The sequence below is a fragment of the Bacillus haynesii genome (assembly GCF_001969855.1).
Taxonomy (GTDB): domain Bacteria; phylum Bacillota; class Bacilli; order Bacillales; family Bacillaceae; genus Bacillus; species Bacillus haynesii.
In genome coordinates, this window is sequence record NZ_MRBL01000027.1 from 53,933 (window position 1) to 69,053 (window position 15,121).

A 15,121-nucleotide genomic window follows, 5' to 3' on the forward strand; every position below is an offset into this window, starting at 1 on the left:
AGAGAGTGCCGCCGGCGCTCTCTTTTTGTGTGCTGATTCCGGTTATAAAAGACCTGTGAAAAGCGGCCGGTTTGAAAAGGATACACGACAATTTTCTTAACCGGTCAGTGTATAAAGTTTTATAGAAAATCAGGAGGATATATACATGGTTTTGGGGCTCATGTTTATTGTATTCTTTTGAAGGGAATAAAAACTGACAAATTTCGACTGATTTAAAAATGCATCACCTTACCAATTCGGGATGGGAACTGCACCTTATGTACATGACCTCTTTAGAACATTTCCCTTCATCTATTTAATCCGCGCTTACGTGTGTAAAAAGCTGATCATGCTGTGCTAAGCGTTTCTTCTCGCTATGACGCTGCTGTACACGCAAAAAAGCCCTTTAAATATCCCAATTGAATGACGATGAAAGAGGAAAGAAGAGGAGGAACAGATCAATTGATAAAAAAAGCGGCAAACAAAAAGTTGGTTTTGTTTTGTGGAATTGCGGTGTTTTGGATGTCTTTATGTTTAACGAATCACAATGCGGTACACGCCGATACGATCGGCGAGAAAATAGCGGAAACCGCCAGACAGCTTGAAGGTGCGAAATACAGCTACGGCGGAGAGAAGCCGAAAACGGGGTTTGACTCGTCCGGCTTTGTACAATATGTGTTTCAATCGCTCGATATTACGCTTCCAAGAACGGTAAAGGAACAATCGACTCTTGGAAGCAGTGTCGGCCGTCAGCAGCTCGAAAAGGGGGATCTTGTCTTTTTCAAGAATGCCGAGCTGGAATCGGACGGACCGACACATGTCGCCATCTATTTGGGAAATGATCAAATCATCCACAGCACAAAATCAAACGGAGTTGTCGTGACAAAGCTTGAAGGCAGCTCTTACTGGAGCTCGGGGTATTTTAAAGCGAAAAGGATCACAAAAGAGCCTGAGATTTCTATGGATCCTGTCGTCCAAAAAGCAAAAAGCTATGTCGGTGTTCCTTATGTATTTGGAGGTAACTCTCCGGATCTCGGATTTGACTGTTCAGGGTTGACCCAATACGTTTTCAGAGAGGTGCTCGGTGTTTATTTGCCAAGGTCGGCGGAACAGCAATGGGCGGTCGGTCAAAAGGTGAAGCTTGAAGATATCCGGCCGGGTGATGTTTTGTTTTTCAGCAATACGTACAAACCGGGAATATCCCATAACGCCATCTATGCCGGGGGCGGGCGGTTTATCCATGCGAGCCGTTCAAATAAAGTGACGATCTCTTACTTGTCGGCTTCCTATTGGCAGAAGAAGTTCACAGGAGCCAGACGTTTTGACAACATGTCCCTGCCGAAAAATTCGATTGTATCCGAAGCCATCAGGCATATCGGCGAAGTCGGCTATCAAAAAGGCGGCACATCGCCTAAAGAAGGCTTTGATACGGCAGGGTTTATCCAATATGTCTATAAAACGGCGGCAGGAGTGGAGCTTCCGCGGTATGCTGATAAACAATACAGTACAGGTAAGAAAATTACAAAACAGGAGCTTGAGCCTGGAGACATCGTGTTCTTTAAAGGAACCACTGTTTTGAATCCCGCCATCTATATCGGAAACGGCCAGGTCGTTCTTGTCACCTTGTCTGCCGGTGTAACGACAGCAGATATGGAGACGAGCGCCTATTGGAAAGATAAATACGCCGGAAGCGTCAGAATTGAGTAGCAGAAACAGCAGAAAACCGCTCGAAAATGGACTCGAGCGGTTTTCTTATTTATTGATATTCATTTTCCAGCAGTTTGTTAATGAAATAAGCGACGCCGTTTTCGTCATTGCTTTTCGTGATAAACGTGCTCATATGCTTTAGCTCATCGATTGCATTGCCCATCGCGATCCGATGTCCGGCTTCCTCAAACATTGACAGGTCGTTCGGGCTGTCGCCGATCGCGTAGATGTCTTTTTTCCCGATTCCGTAGTGGCGGGCCAGCTCTTTTAAAGCGCGGCCTTTGCCGGATTCATCAGGCAGAATCTCGATGATATGTCTTCCGGAAGAAGTGAGTCCCAGTTTTGGAAAGGCAGAAAGGTCTTCTTTTGCTTTTTTCAGCTTTTCCATATCAAATGAGAAGCACAACAGCTTATAAATATGTTCGTCTCCGTTAAAGATCTCGCGAATGTCAGGTACGGGTTTGATGCCGAATTGTTTAAACTGAGTCAGTGCGCCCTGCCAAAGCGTATCCCTGTCTTCGTCAGGGTTGGCGCTTGTGACGATATCGAGCTCTGCTTCAAGCTTCTGTTCTCCGTCATAAGGAGAAAGCAGCGCATCGTCCGTATAAACCTCAAAATAAATTTGATGATCTGTTAAGTATTGGGCGGCCTTTTTTCCGGCTTCCTTGTCCATTAATGTTCTGCTTAGGAGTTTATAGTTAAAATCGTGAACCGTTCCCCCGTTTGCGGCGATAATCGGAATATCCAAATCGTTCAGCAGCGCTTTTACGTCAAATGTGGCCCGTCCCGTGCAAATGGTTACGATGCAGTCTGAGATGAGCGCCTTTTTGATAGCGGCCCGGTTTTCTGCGGATATTTTGCTTTCGGTATTTAAAAGAGTCCCATCTAAATCGATCGCAATTAATCTCATTATGTAAAGATAACCTCCTGTAAGAGCAGTTTGCCGTTTTTCGAAAGGTGAAAAACAGCTCTCTTCGGCAGTATTCCCTAAAAGGACATGTTATGTAAAAGGCTAAACCTAAATTTAGATTTTTTCAATAGTAAATCTTGAGTTTTATTAAACAGAAAAAGGATGAATATAATTCATCCTTTTTCTCATTATACATCTAACTGCTGTTTTAATTCCTGCTTGATTTCGTTGAGATTTTCCTGATCAAGCTGGAAATAGTAGACTTTGCCCGGTTGATAATCGCTCCCTTTCAATTGAAGAGTATCGACTGTTTGAATGGACGTCATAAACGGGATCAGTCCGATAGCATCACTCAGCGACAAGTTCATCGATACGTTCTTTCCGACTGTATCAAGGATATCGTCGTAAGCCGGAATGGCAGTAAGCGATTTGGATTTGTTGATAATCGATTTGATGACTTCCATCTGTCGCTCGCCGCGCTTCAAGTCCGTATCGGCTTTTCTCGTTCTTACATAAGCAAGGGCCTCTTCTCCGTCCAGCGTCTGCTCGCCTGTTTGAAGGTTGACTTTGCCTTTCGTATCCTTTTTAATCTGCCGGACAATATAGTCTTCTTTGATTGTGATCGGTACACCGCCGAGCTCATCAACTACTTCCTTGAAAGCTGAAAAATTGGCTTCCATGACGTAATCAACCGGAATGTCGAGCAGGTTTTCGACGGTTTCTGTACTGAGGTCGCGCCCGCCTAATGAGTGGGCATGCGTGATTTTATCATAGCCGCGTCCAGGGATGTTGACATAGGAATCCCGCGGGATGCTCAATAGTTTCACCGATTTGTCTTTTCTGTTGAACGTGGCAAGAACCATCGCATCGCTTCGTTCTTTGTCCATGCTTTGTCCGGGACGGGCATCAATCCCCATCAACAGGATGGAGAAGTTGTCTTTTTTAGGGTTGAACTCTTTAATCCGCTTGACGGACTGTTCTCCTCTGGAAAGTGTGACTTGCGCATCTTTGGAGGCGTTCGCCACTTTGTAGTACGCATAGCCGCCTGCGGCTGCTGTCGCCGTCAGGATTAAAGCAATAAAAAACAATGAGTATTTCACCCATTTTCTTAGTCTCTTTTTCTTCGTTCGCTGCGATCGTAGCATGTATAAAGCTCCTCTTTTATTTATATTGAAACGTACAATTGTTGAATAAGTCTAAATTTTGATGAAAAAATGGTTTCCCAATCTTGGATTTTACAAGATATTTGCTGTTTTGCATATGGGGATTCTCTGGAAATTCCGCGGGAACTGATCATTTTGCCGCCTATAATAAGACGATATAACAGATAAAATGTTTCATATTTTTAAATTCCTTTTAATGGTACTCCGAGTTTCTTGAGGTTTGAAGAAAGCGAGACAAGGTTAAAGATTATAAAAGACGAGCCTTGTTAGGAGGATATACTGATGAAGGGAAAAAGATCGAATGCCTGGCTTTATTTTTTTGGAGCCTTGGGCGGTGTGCTCTACGGTTATGATACAGGCGTCATTTCCGGGGCGATTTTATTTATGAAAGATGAGCTTGGGCTCAATGCCTTTACAGAAGGACTGGTTGTCAGCGCGATTTTAATCGGGGCGATTTTCGGATCGGGTTTGTCCGGCAGGCTGACAGACCGCTTCGGCAGAAGAAGGGCGATTATGTCAGCGGCTGTGCTGTATTGCATTGGGGGGCTCGGAACGGCCCTAGCGCCAAGCACGGAATATATGGTGGTTTTCAGGATCGTGCTCGGCCTTGCGGTTGGCTGTTCCACGACCATTGTTCCTTTGTACCTTTCAGAGCTTGCGCCGAAGGAATCTAGGGGCGCGCTTTCTTCATTAAATCAGCTGATGATTACGATCGGGATTCTGGTCTCTTATTTGATCAATTATGCATTTAGTGATGCAGGCGCATGGCGCTGGATGCTGGGCTTGGCTCTTATTCCGTCAATCGGCCTTTTAATCGGTATCTTTTTCATGCCGGAAAGCCCGCGCTGGCTCTTAACAAAAGGAAAAGAAAAGAAAGCAAGACGGGTTTTGTCCAAGATGAGGGGAGGAGAGCGGGTCGATCAGGAAGTTAAAGAAATTAAGGAAGCGGAAAAGCAGGACCAGGGGGGCTTGAAAGAGCTGCTGGAACCGTGGGTGCGCCCGGCCTTAATCGCAGGAGTCGGACTGGCATTTCTGCAGCAATTTATCGGAACCAACACGATTATTTATTATGCCCCAAAAACGTTTACGAATGTCGGATTTGAAGATTCGGCGGCCATTTTGGGGACAGTCGGCATCGGAACGGTCAATGTCCTGATGACGCTTGTGGCGATCCGCTTTATTGACAGGATTGGCCGGAAGCCGCTTTTATTATTTGGAAATGCCGGAATGGTCATCAGTTTGATCGTGCTTTCTTTCACCAATCTCTTTTTTGGCAATACCGCTGGTGCGGCATGGACGACTGTCATCTGCTTAGGTGTGTTCATCGTCGTATTTGCCGTCAGCTGGGGGCCGATCGTCTGGGTAATGCTGCCTGAGCTGTTCCCCCTCCATGTCAGAGGGATAGGAACCGGAGTATCAACTTTAATGCTTCATGCAGGGAACTTAATTGTGACATTGAGTTTTCCGGTCCTTATGGAAGCGATGGGCATCAGTTACCTGTTCCTGTGCTATGCGGCCATCGGAATCGCGGCTTTCCTGTTCGTCTTCTTTAAAGTAACAGAAACAAAAGGCAAAAGCCTTGAAGAGATCGAGCAAGATTTACGGGACAAGCACGGCGGAATCACGGGAACTGACACACAGCCGATTGAACGATAGGCAAAAGGATGGGCATTGACCCATCCTTTTTTGTGTGAGGAGGCCAGCCGATCATGGCTGATCTCTGTTCTCTCCGTCTTCTGGCTGCGAATCGTCATGGCGCGGCAGATTACCCGTTCTGATCGCCCGAAACACGAGAAAGAAAATAACGAAAACAACCAGCCCTCCGACTAGTATTTGCAGCAGCATCCCAACACCTCCGTTTCCTTCTATGTATGACTCATGGCCGCTCTACATGACGGTTAATGAAACGTTTGTTTAAAAAACTGAATAAGAACCCGGGCTTATCTCACACTAAAGTCAACTGAACGATAATGGGAGTGTGACGAATTTGAAAGCTGTAACGTTTCAAGGACCTCAGCATATTGAAGTCAGCCAGGTGGAGGACGCTAAAATTGAAAAAAGCGATGATATCGTTGTCAGAATTACTTCTACGGCGATTTGCGGGTCAGACCTCCATCTTTATCAAGGGAATTTCCCTCTTCCAAAAGGCTTCCAGCTCGGCCATGAACCGATGGGAATTGTAGAAGAAACAGGACCTGATGTAACAAAAGTAAAAAAAGGAGACCGGGTCGTCATCCCGTTTACCGTTGCCTGCGGACATTGCTTTTATTGCGAAAACAAGCTGGAAAGTCAGTGCGACAATGCCAATCCCCATTATGATTCAGGCGGATACTTCGGCTACTCGGAAAAGTTCGGAAACCACCCTGGTGGCCAGGCTGAATATTTAAAAGTGCCGTTTGGCAACTTCACGCCGTTTGTCATCCCTGAATCATGCGAGATGGAGGACGAGTCGCTCTTGTTTTTGTCAGATGTCCTGCCAACCGCGTATTGGAGCGTGCTTCACGCAGGCGTCAAAAAGGGGGACACTGTCATTGTTCTCGGCTGCGGACCGGTCGGATTAATGGCGCAGAAGTTTGCCTGGATGGAAGGGGCGAAGCGGGTCATTGCAGTAGACTACTTGGACTATCGCTTAAGGCAGGCTGAAGCGTTAAACCGCGTCGAAGTATTTGACTTTACAAAATATCCTGATATGGGCGAACATTTAAAGGAGATTACAAAAGGCGGGGCGGATGTCGTGATCGACTGCGTGGGAATGGACGGCAAAAAATCTCCGCTTGAGTACCTGGAGCAAAAACTGAAGCTTCAGGGCGGCACGCTCGGGCCGATTCAAATTTCTACAAAGGCGGTCAGAAAGTGCGGAACCGTACAGATTACGGGGGTATATGGAAGCAATTATAATATGTTTCCGCTCGGCGCGTTCTTTGTTAGAAATGTTACGCTGAAAATGGGGCAGGCCCCGGTCATCCATTTGATGCCGGAGATTTACAAGAAGATCGAAGAAAATCAATTTGATCCGAAGGAAATCATTACGCATCAGCTTCCGCTTGAAGAAGCCGGCCGCGCTTATCATTTGTTCAACGGCCATGAAGATGATTGCATTAAAGTGATATTGAAGCCATAGCGATGATAAAGGCTGCCGAGTTACCGGCAGCCTTTTCGACGCATTATCTTGCCAGCCAACCGCCATCGACGGCTAGCACATGTCCATTCACATAATCGGATGCCGGCGAAGAAAGGAATACGGCGGCGCCGGCAATGTCATCCGGCTGACCCCAGCGCTCGGCCGGAATCCGTTTTAAGATTTCGGCATTGCGGTTTTGATCGTCGCGGATCTGCCTTGTGTTGTTCGTCGCGATATAGCCCGGCGCAATCGCATTGACCTGGACATTATAAGCTGCCCATTCATTGGCAAAAGACTTCGTCAATCCGGCTACTGCATGCTTGCTTGCCGTATATGCAGGGACGAGAATGCCTCCTTGAAATGAAAGAAGGGAGGCAATATTGATGATTTTTCCATGGTTTCGTTCAATCATCTGCCGGCCGATAGCCTGCGTCAGCAAAAATAAACTGTTCAAATTGACATTAATCACCGCTTCCCAGTTCTCCCGGGAAAAATCAGCCGCTTTTTCTCTGCGGATCGTCCCGGCATTGTTAACGAGAATATCAATCTGATGGCGATCAAGCACCTCTTTTGCAAAAGCGTCAACTTCGTCAAGGTTGCCCATATTAAGCTGATAAGACGTAAACGTTCTGCCGGCTTCTTCGATCAGCCGCTTTGTTTCATCAAGTCCGCTCGTATGTGAAGTGCCGATGATATCCGCTCCCGCTTTTGCAAGCGCTTCGGCAATCCCTTTGCCGATTCCCGTTCCCGGGCCTGTGACAAGCGCCGTTTTGCCTTCAAGTGAAAAATACGATTCAAGATATCCCATCTCACGTTCACGTCCTTATCGTATGACATTCATCGGGACAGCATCCATGTCCTTAAATGTATAGTTTTCTCCGGCCATCGCCCATATAAAGCAGTAGTTGGATGTGCCGGAGCCCGAATGGACAGACCATGCGGGTGAAATGACAGCCTGCTCGTTGCCGACGACAAGATGCCGGGTCTCCGTTGGTTCGCCCATGAAATGAAACACCTTTGCATCTTCAGCAAGGTCAAGATACAGGTAAACCTCCATCCGCCGGTCATGAACATGCGCCGGCATCGTGTTCCATGTGTTATTGGGTTCAAGAAACGTAATGCCCATCATCAGCTGGCAGCTTTGGATGCCGTCTGCATGAATCACTTTGTATAGATTACGGACATTTGAAGAGGCTTCTTCTCCTAAATGATCGTATGGAAGCTCTGAAAGCGAAGTTTTTTGCACCGGATATTTTTGGTGTGCCGTCGCCGAGATGAAATAAAATTTAGCCCCGCCTTCATTCAAGCTTGAGAAGGAAATGTCTTTATTCCCCAGACCGATATAGAGAAAATCTTTGTGCTCCAGTACGTATTCTTCATCACCGACTTTAACCGCACCGGGCTTGCCGACATTCACAATCCCGATTTCACGCCGTTCCAGGAAGTAGTCCGTTTTCAAAAAATCGCCGGCATCGAGCGCTAATGACTCCTTCACTGGAACGGCTCCGCCGATCACGACTCTGTCTTCATGTGAATAAAACATGTTCAGTTTGTTTTCATCAAACAATGACTCTATTAAAAAATGCTCGCGAAGCTCTGCGGTTGTGAATCGTTTCGCTTGTTCTGGATGAACAGAATAACGATTTTCCATACCTTCTCCTCCTTGAATTGGGCGTTTTAGACTGACTTGAATGAAGTGCCAAAAGTTTTTGGTAACGGTTTCAAACATGAATTTTAAAGTAAATAATGGAAATCGTCAACAGTCTTTTCATTTTTTTCTGAATATTGTCAAGGTCAATCTTGAAATATTAAAAAATACTCTTCCAAATTTTAAATGATGTGATATGCTGATGATATAAAGTTTTTGAAATCGGTTTCAAATCATAAGGTTATAGGAGTACTTGAATGAAGGATAAGCAAACAGCGAAAGTAACCATCAATGAAGTAGCCGCACATGCAGGCGTATCAAAATCAACGGTTTCCCGTTATATCAACGGGAAGATTGATGCCATTTCACCGAAAAAGGTGAAAAGCATCAAAAAAGCGATCGAGGAGCTTAATTACCGCCCCAGCCAGATGGCACAGGGGCTGAAGGTGAAAAAAAGCAAAGTTATCGGATTTTTGGTCGCCGATATTACAAACCCGTTTTCAGTTGCCACCTTGAGAGGGGTGGAAGAGGTTTGCGATCAGTACGGGTACAGCATCATGGTCTGCAACACGGACAACAGTCCTGAGAAAGAAAGGGAGATGCTGCACAAGCTGAACGCGCATTACATTGAAGGGCTGATTATTAATACGACGGGAAGGAACAACGATGTGCTCATGGATTTAATCAGCCAGGATGTATCGATTGTGCTCGTTGACCGGAAAGTGCCAGGGCTTAAGATCGATACAGTTACAACGAACAACCGCGAAGTGACAAGTCAAATCGTCAATCTCATGTATGACAAAGGCTACGCCCAGGTCGGTCTGTTTACCGAGCCGATTAAAGGAATCAGCCCGAGGGAGGAAAGGGTTTCCGCCTATACAGAAATCGCGCTTGAACGCAATGCCGGCGGTATCCCTCTTGTATATGAAACTGACGTTAAAGACAAAGAATCTCTTTTACAGTCCGTCAAAAGCTTTTTGGAAATGAAAGAAGGGAAAAAAGCCATTCTTGGAAACAACGGGCTTCTAATGCTGAAAATCATCAGCTGCCTTTATGAGCTTGGCATTTCGATTCCGGAAGACGTCGGAATTGCCGGATTTGATGATACCGAATGGTATAAATTGATCGGTCCGGGCATTACGACCATCGCCCAGCCGTCGCATGAAATGGGCAGGGTCGCCATGGAGCGGATCATCAAACGGATTGAAGGGGATGAAAGTGCTCCGCAGACGATTCAGCTTGAGGCGGAGCTTGTTCACAGGCAGTCTCTGTAGAACTTGTCAAACGGAAACACTCATGCACCCGAAAACTTAGGGGGAGTGTTTTTCCGCAACTATGTTTGAAACCGGTACCATTTTGAAAGGGGAGTGAAATCATGTCGCTTGATGTGATGACCTTCGGAGAATCGATGGCTATGTTTTACGCAAATGAAACAGGCGGACTGCATGAGACTTCTTCGTTTTCCAAGGCTCTTGCCGGAGCGGAAACAAACGTTGCCGTCGGACTGTCGCGCCTGGGCTTTCGGGTCGGCTGGATGAGCAAGGTCGGTGCCGATTCGCTTGGAACCTTTATTTTAAATGAATTGAAAAAAGAAGGCGTCGACATCTCTGAAGTCAAACGCACTGCAGACCGGCAGACGGGCATACTGCTCAAGTCAAAGGTTGAAAGCGGGGACCCTGATGTCACATATTACCGGAGCGGATCAGCCGCAAGCACGATGAGCATTGATGACTACCCGGCAGAGTATTTCAAGCAAGCCAAACATATGCATGTGACAGGCATACCTCCTGCCCTTTCAAGGGAAATGCGGGGCTTTGCCCGCCACGCCGTTCACCAGATGAAAAAAGACGGGAAGACGATTTCGTTTGACCCGAATCTCCGCTTCCAGCTTTGGCCGGACCAGCAGACAATGGTTCATACGATTAATGAGATCGCCGCGCAGGCAGACTGGTTTCTGCCGGGGATCAATGAGGGAAAACTCCTGACAGGCTGCAATTCTCCCGAGGATATCGCTCAATATTATGTGATGCAGGGGGTCAAGGTGATTGTCATCAAGCTTGGAAAAGAAGGGGCTTATTACCGTACATCGGAAAAAGAAGGTTATGTACCGGGTTATGAGGTGGAAAAGGTTGTTGATACCGTTGGCGCTGGTGACGGTTTTGCCGTCGGCATGATCAGCGGCCTTTTAGACGGACTTCCGCTGGAAGAAGCGATTCAGAGGGCAAATGCGATCGGAGCGCTGGCCGTCATGGCTCCGGGGGATATGGACGGTCTGCCGTCAAGGGATCAATTGAAAGCTTTTATGGCCGCAGAGGAAAACAACCAAAAAATAGGAGGTTGACCGTAATGGAAATGTCTATGATCGGAAAAGTGCAAGAGCAGCTGGCCGAGGCCGGGCTGATCGCAGTCGTCCGTGCAGGCGATAAGGAGGCTGCTGAGGAAGGCATTCACAGACTGATCGACAAAGGGATAACTGCGATTGAAATCACATATACGACGCCGGGAGCGTCTGAGCTGATTGAAAAATTTGCAGGAAAAGACGGTCTCCTTGTCGGAGCCGGAACAGTGGTTGAAAGCGAACAGGCGAGGGAAGCCGCGGCGGCGGGGGCAAAATTCATCGTCAGCCCGGGCTTTTCGGAAAAACTGGCTGAGGAAGCCGCCTCATTGCATACGTTTTTTATTCCCGGCGTATTAACACCAAGCGAAATTATGGAAGCGGTCTCAAAGGGTTTTCGGGTTCTTAAGCTGTTTCCGGGGGGGACCTCCGGGATTCCTTACATGAAGAACCTCGCCGGTCCCTTTCCGAAGGTTCGATTCATACCAACCGGAGGGATCCATCCCGGCGATGTGGAGAACTGGCTCGATGCCGGAGCATTGGCAGTAGGAGTGGGAAGCCAGCTGAACAAAGTGTCAGAAGCGGATCTCCAGCGCATCTTTCAGCGGCGGGTTCGGCAGAAATAAAGCGTGCGCAGCGTGAAAAGACTTCAGGTTTTGCAAGATCGACAGCTTTGCTTTTTCATTAATTTTTAGAATGGGAGAAAAAATGATGAAAATTAAAGCAACGATTGAACGTGTGCCGGGCGGCATGATGATCATTCCGCTCTTTCTGGGCGCAACGCTGAATACGTTTGCTCCGGGAACCGCGGAGTTTTTCGGCGGATTTACAGGCGCCCTGATTACCGGAACGCTGCCGATTTTAGGGGTATTTATCTTTTGCGTTGGCGCGACAATAGATTTTCGTTCTTCAGGATATATTGCGAGGAAGGGACTGACGCTTCTGCTCGGCAAAGTCGGCTTTGCCGCATTATTGGGTTTGATCGCAGCGCAGTTCATTCCAGACGAAGGCATTCAAAGCGGGTTTTTTGCGGGACTGTCTGTGCTGGCGATTGTCGCTGTTATGAATGAAACGAACGGCGGTCTGTATTTGGCTTTAATGAACCATATGGGAAGAAAGGAAGATGCCGGTGCTTTTGCCTTTATCAGCACGGAATCGGGCCCGTTTATGACGATGGTCACTTTCGGTGTGACAGGGCTCGCGGCATTTCCTTGGGAGACGCTGGCTGCAACCGTCATTCCGTTTTTACTCGGCTGCATTCTCGGGAACCTTGACCCTGAATTGCGCGATTTGTTCGGAAAAGTCGTACCGGCGATCATTCCGTTCTTCGCATTTTCACTTGGAAACACGCTCGATTTTAAAATGTTGATCCAATCCGGCTTTTTAGGCATTGTTGTCGGCGTATCAGTCGTTGTTCTCTCAGGTGCTACTCTATATCTGCTGGACCGCTTTGTCGCAAGAGGAGACGGTGTCGCGGGCGTAGCGGCATCATCAACGGCAGGGGCTGCTGTAGCCGTGCCGTATGCGCTTGCCGATGCAAACCCCGTGTTTGCGCCGGTAGCTGATTCAGCGACCGCGATCATCGCGACAAGCGTCATTGTCACCTCGCTTCTGACCCCGCTTGCAACCGTCTGGATCGAAAAGCGGACGAAACAAAGAAAACCTCCGAAACAAATGACGATCGATTACAAGTAATTTTGCCGCAGGCGCCCCGGACATTTTGTCCGGGGCGTTTTTTTTATAACCGTTTTCGAATAACGTCACCAAATTGCTAAATTTGACGAATGTAATTTGTGATAATATCAATATATAGTATCTAATGAATAAACGGATACTATATATGCTACTTTTTAGGAGAGATTAGGATGACAACAGGCTTTAAAGAACAGGGATTATTACAATTGACAGAAACATTTCATGATATCGTCGGGTATGGAGATCACGATATTATGCAGGAAAATGCCAACGTAGACGGCCGCTCCCCGATGGGGCAAATGAGCCGGTTTGCATCCGAGAGTTCCAGACATTATGCGCTCCATTACTTAATGTCGCCGGAAATCAAGAAAGCAGTCGAAGACAACTTTATATACCCGCACGATTTAGACTATATGCCGAGCGGGACAACGACTTGCTGCCAGATACCTTTGAGCCGGCTGTTAACAGGCGGATTCCACACAGGCCACGGCTCCCTCAGGGAACCGAAGGACATTATGAGCGCATTGTCACTCGCATCCATCATTTTTCAATCGAATCAAAATATGCAGCATGGCGGCCAGTCATTCCCGATGTTCGATTACGATCTGGCGCCTTACGTCCGGAAAACGTACGAAAAGCATCTCGCGAAAATCAAACAATACCCGACAACTTTGACAGAAGAAGAGATAAGGGAAAGAGCGTGGGAAGAAACGGACAACACAACTTACCAAGCGTGCGAAGCCTTTATACATAATGCCAACAGCATGCATTCGCGGGGCGGCGGACAGGTTCCGTTTGTTTCAATTAATTACGGAACGGATACGTCAAGGGAAGGCCGCCTTTTGATCAAAAATATTCTTGAGGCGACAAAAGCAGGTCTCGGCAAGGGTGAGACGCCGATTTTTCCGATTCAGATCTTCAAAATGAAAGAAGGCGTCAACGTCGATCAAACAGACCCTAACTATGACTTGTACCGGCTTGCATTGGAAACGAGCGCTGAAAGGCTGTTTCCGAACTTCAGCTTTATCGACTCGCCCGTGAATAAACCTTTTTATGACGGAACGCCGGAAAGCGAAATCGCTTATATGGGATGCAGAACGCGCGTCATGTCCAATATTCATGGAAAAGAAAACAGCGTCGGCAGAGGGAATTTGTCATTCACATCGATCAACATTGTCAAAATAGGGCTGCTCAGCGAAAACGTTGAACAGTTTTTTGCCTTGTTAAACCGCTACATGGATTTAACGATTCAACAGCTGCTTGAACGGTACGCCTTTCAATGCAAAAAAAGAGCAAAAGACTTTAAATTCCTGTATTCGCAAGGCATCTGGCATGAAAGCGAGAAGCTCGATCCTGAGGACACGCTTGAGGATGTGCTAAAGCACGGAACATTGAGCATCGGATTTATCGGGCTGGCTGAAGCTTTGACTGCATTGACCGGAAAACATCACGGGGAGAGCGAAGAGTCGTTCGAACTCGGCAAAAAAATCGTTCAATTGATGAGAGATAAGGCGGATGAAGCCACAGAAAAACACAAGCTGAACTTTTCCTTGATCGCCACGCCGGCAGAAGGACTTTCAGGGAAATTTGTCAAAAAGGACAAATTGGAGTTCGGTTCGATCCACAATGTCACAGACCGGATGTACTATACGAATTCGTTTCACATCCCTGTTCACTATAAGCTGACTGCAATCGAAAAGATCAGAAAAGAAGCGCCGTTCCACTTGATGTGCAATGGGGGGCACATCAGCTACATCGAGCTGGACGGAGACCCGAAAAAGAACATTAAAGCGATGGACATGCTTGTGACCGCCATGCGCCGGTCTGGCATGGGCTACGCCTCGATTAACCATCCTGTCGATCACTGCAAGGCGTGCGGATTTACCGGAATCATAGATAACGAGTGTCCGCAGTGCAAAAACCGGGATGAGACTTTGATTGAACGGATCAGACGGATTACAGGATATTTAGTCGGAGATATGTCAAAGTGGAATTCGGCGAAAAGACAAGAAGAAAAGGACAGAGTGAAGCATCTATGAAAGTGATGAATATTATCCATGACAGCATCGTAGACGGAGAAGGACTGAGAACAGTCGTGTTTTTGGCGGGCTGCCCGCATATGTGTGAAGGCTGCCATAATAAACAAAGCTGGAATATCAATAACGGATTTGATATGAGTGTAGACGAAGTATTTGAGGAAATTATGAAAAACCCGCTTACAAACGTCACCTATTCAGGAGGGGAGCCGCTTTTGCATGCAGGCGAACTGATCGAACTGTCTGAGAAAATTAAGCAGCATTCCGAAAAGGACATCTGGCTTTACAGCGGCTATACGTACGAACAGATCTTGAAGAATGAAAAACACAGCGCTTTGCTGGCCTATTGCGATGTCCTGGTAGACGGCCCGTTCGAAATCAAAAAAAGGGATTTGACGCTCCTTTACAGAGGAAGCTCAAACCAGCGCATTATTGAGCTTGCATAAACAGAAACAGAAGCCACCGGGGCTTCTGTTTTTCCTTTCCGGCATTGACTTCTATTGAGATAACGTCATAATGAATATGAA

14 protein-coding genes are annotated in these 15,121 nt (G+C 47.0%); 9 read left to right on the forward strand and 5 right to left on the reverse strand.

The genetic code is table 11. The features are described 5' to 3' along the window. The first annotated feature begins 441 nt into the window (after positions 1-441). Complete coding sequence (locus BTA31_RS20130) at positions 442-1,686, forward strand: C40 family peptidase (protein WP_076793655.1); 1,245 nt, start codon at positions 442-444, stop codon at positions 1,684-1,686. Between the two features lie 49 nt (positions 1,687-1,735). Here BTA31_RS20130 and BTA31_RS20135 read toward each other — a convergent pair whose 3' ends face one another. After that, on the reverse strand, positions 1,736-2,596 hold the full coding sequence (locus BTA31_RS20135) for a Cof-type HAD-IIB family hydrolase (protein WP_076793656.1): 861 nt from the start codon (positions 2,594-2,596) through the stop codon (positions 1,736-1,738). Between the two features lie 188 nt (positions 2,597-2,784). Beyond that, positions 2,785-3,741, reverse strand: a complete 957-nt coding sequence (locus BTA31_RS20140) for an LCP family protein (protein WP_043926520.1) — start codon at positions 3,739-3,741, stop codon at positions 2,785-2,787. Positions 3,742-4,041: 300 nt separating this feature from the next. Between BTA31_RS20140 and BTA31_RS20145 the strand changes: the two genes are divergently transcribed. Then, the gene (locus BTA31_RS20145; RefSeq protein ID WP_076793657.1) at positions 4,042-5,415 is read left to right on the forward strand and encodes a sugar porter family MFS transporter; all 1,374 of its coding nucleotides are present in this window, start codon (positions 4,042-4,044) and stop codon (positions 5,413-5,415) included. 51 nt (positions 5,416-5,466) lie between these two features. Here the strand turns inward: BTA31_RS20145 and BTA31_RS23115 are convergent, their stop codons facing one another. After that, positions 5,467-5,604 carry a hypothetical protein gene (locus BTA31_RS23115; RefSeq protein WP_023857161.1) on the reverse strand — a complete coding sequence of 46 codons (138 nt, stop codon included), beginning with the start codon at positions 5,602-5,604 and terminating at the stop codon, positions 5,467-5,469. 142 nt (positions 5,605-5,746) lie between these two features. Between BTA31_RS23115 and BTA31_RS20150 the strand changes: the two genes are divergently transcribed. Beyond that, positions 5,747-6,880 (forward strand): zinc-dependent alcohol dehydrogenase, encoded by a 1,134-nt coding sequence (locus tag BTA31_RS20150; protein ID WP_043926518.1) that lies wholly within the window; start codon positions 5,747-5,749, stop codon positions 6,878-6,880. A 43-nt stretch (positions 6,881-6,923) separates the two neighbouring features. Here BTA31_RS20150 and kduD read toward each other — a convergent pair whose 3' ends face one another. Beyond that, positions 6,924-7,688, reverse strand: coding sequence for a 2-dehydro-3-deoxy-D-gluconate 5-dehydrogenase KduD (gene kduD / locus BTA31_RS20155; RefSeq protein WP_076793658.1), 765 nt, complete (start codon positions 7,686-7,688; stop codon positions 6,924-6,926). A gap of 15 nt (positions 7,689-7,703) precedes the next feature. Next, positions 7,704-8,531, reverse strand: coding sequence for a 5-dehydro-4-deoxy-D-glucuronate isomerase (kduI, locus tag BTA31_RS20160; RefSeq protein ID WP_076793659.1), 828 nt, complete (start codon positions 8,529-8,531; stop codon positions 7,704-7,706). A gap of 254 nt (positions 8,532-8,785) precedes the next feature. Between kduI and BTA31_RS20165 the strand changes: the two genes are divergently transcribed. The 6 genes from BTA31_RS20165 (at position 8,786) to nrdG (ending at position 15,040) form a co-directional block, all read left to right on the forward strand. After that, the gene (locus BTA31_RS20165) at positions 8,786-9,802 is read left to right on the forward strand and encodes a LacI family DNA-binding transcriptional regulator (RefSeq protein ID WP_043926515.1); all 1,017 of its coding nucleotides are present in this window, start codon (positions 8,786-8,788) and stop codon (positions 9,800-9,802) included. 101 nt (positions 9,803-9,903) lie between these two features. Beyond that, positions 9,904-10,869, forward strand: a complete 966-nt coding sequence (locus BTA31_RS20170; RefSeq protein WP_076793660.1) for a sugar kinase — start codon at positions 9,904-9,906, stop codon at positions 10,867-10,869. A 5-nt stretch (positions 10,870-10,874) separates the two neighbouring features. After that, on the forward strand, positions 10,875-11,489 hold the full coding sequence (locus BTA31_RS20175; RefSeq protein ID WP_043926513.1) for a bifunctional 4-hydroxy-2-oxoglutarate aldolase/2-dehydro-3-deoxy-phosphogluconate aldolase: 615 nt from the start codon (positions 10,875-10,877) through the stop codon (positions 11,487-11,489). Between the two features lie 85 nt (positions 11,490-11,574). Beyond that, positions 11,575-12,558, forward strand: coding sequence for a 2-keto-3-deoxygluconate transporter (gene kdgT, locus BTA31_RS20180; RefSeq protein WP_043926512.1), 984 nt, complete (start codon positions 11,575-11,577; stop codon positions 12,556-12,558). A 170-nt stretch (positions 12,559-12,728) separates the two neighbouring features. After that, positions 12,729-14,597, forward strand: a complete 1,869-nt coding sequence (locus BTA31_RS20185; RefSeq protein ID WP_076793661.1) for an anaerobic ribonucleoside triphosphate reductase — start codon at positions 12,729-12,731, stop codon at positions 14,595-14,597. Next, the gene (gene nrdG / locus BTA31_RS20190) at positions 14,594-15,040 is read left to right on the forward strand and encodes an anaerobic ribonucleoside-triphosphate reductase activating protein (RefSeq protein ID WP_076793671.1); all 447 of its coding nucleotides are present in this window, start codon (positions 14,594-14,596) and stop codon (positions 15,038-15,040) included. The genes BTA31_RS20185 and nrdG overlap by 4 nt, the downstream gene beginning before the upstream one ends. The last annotated feature ends 81 nt before the right edge of the window (positions 15,041-15,121 follow it).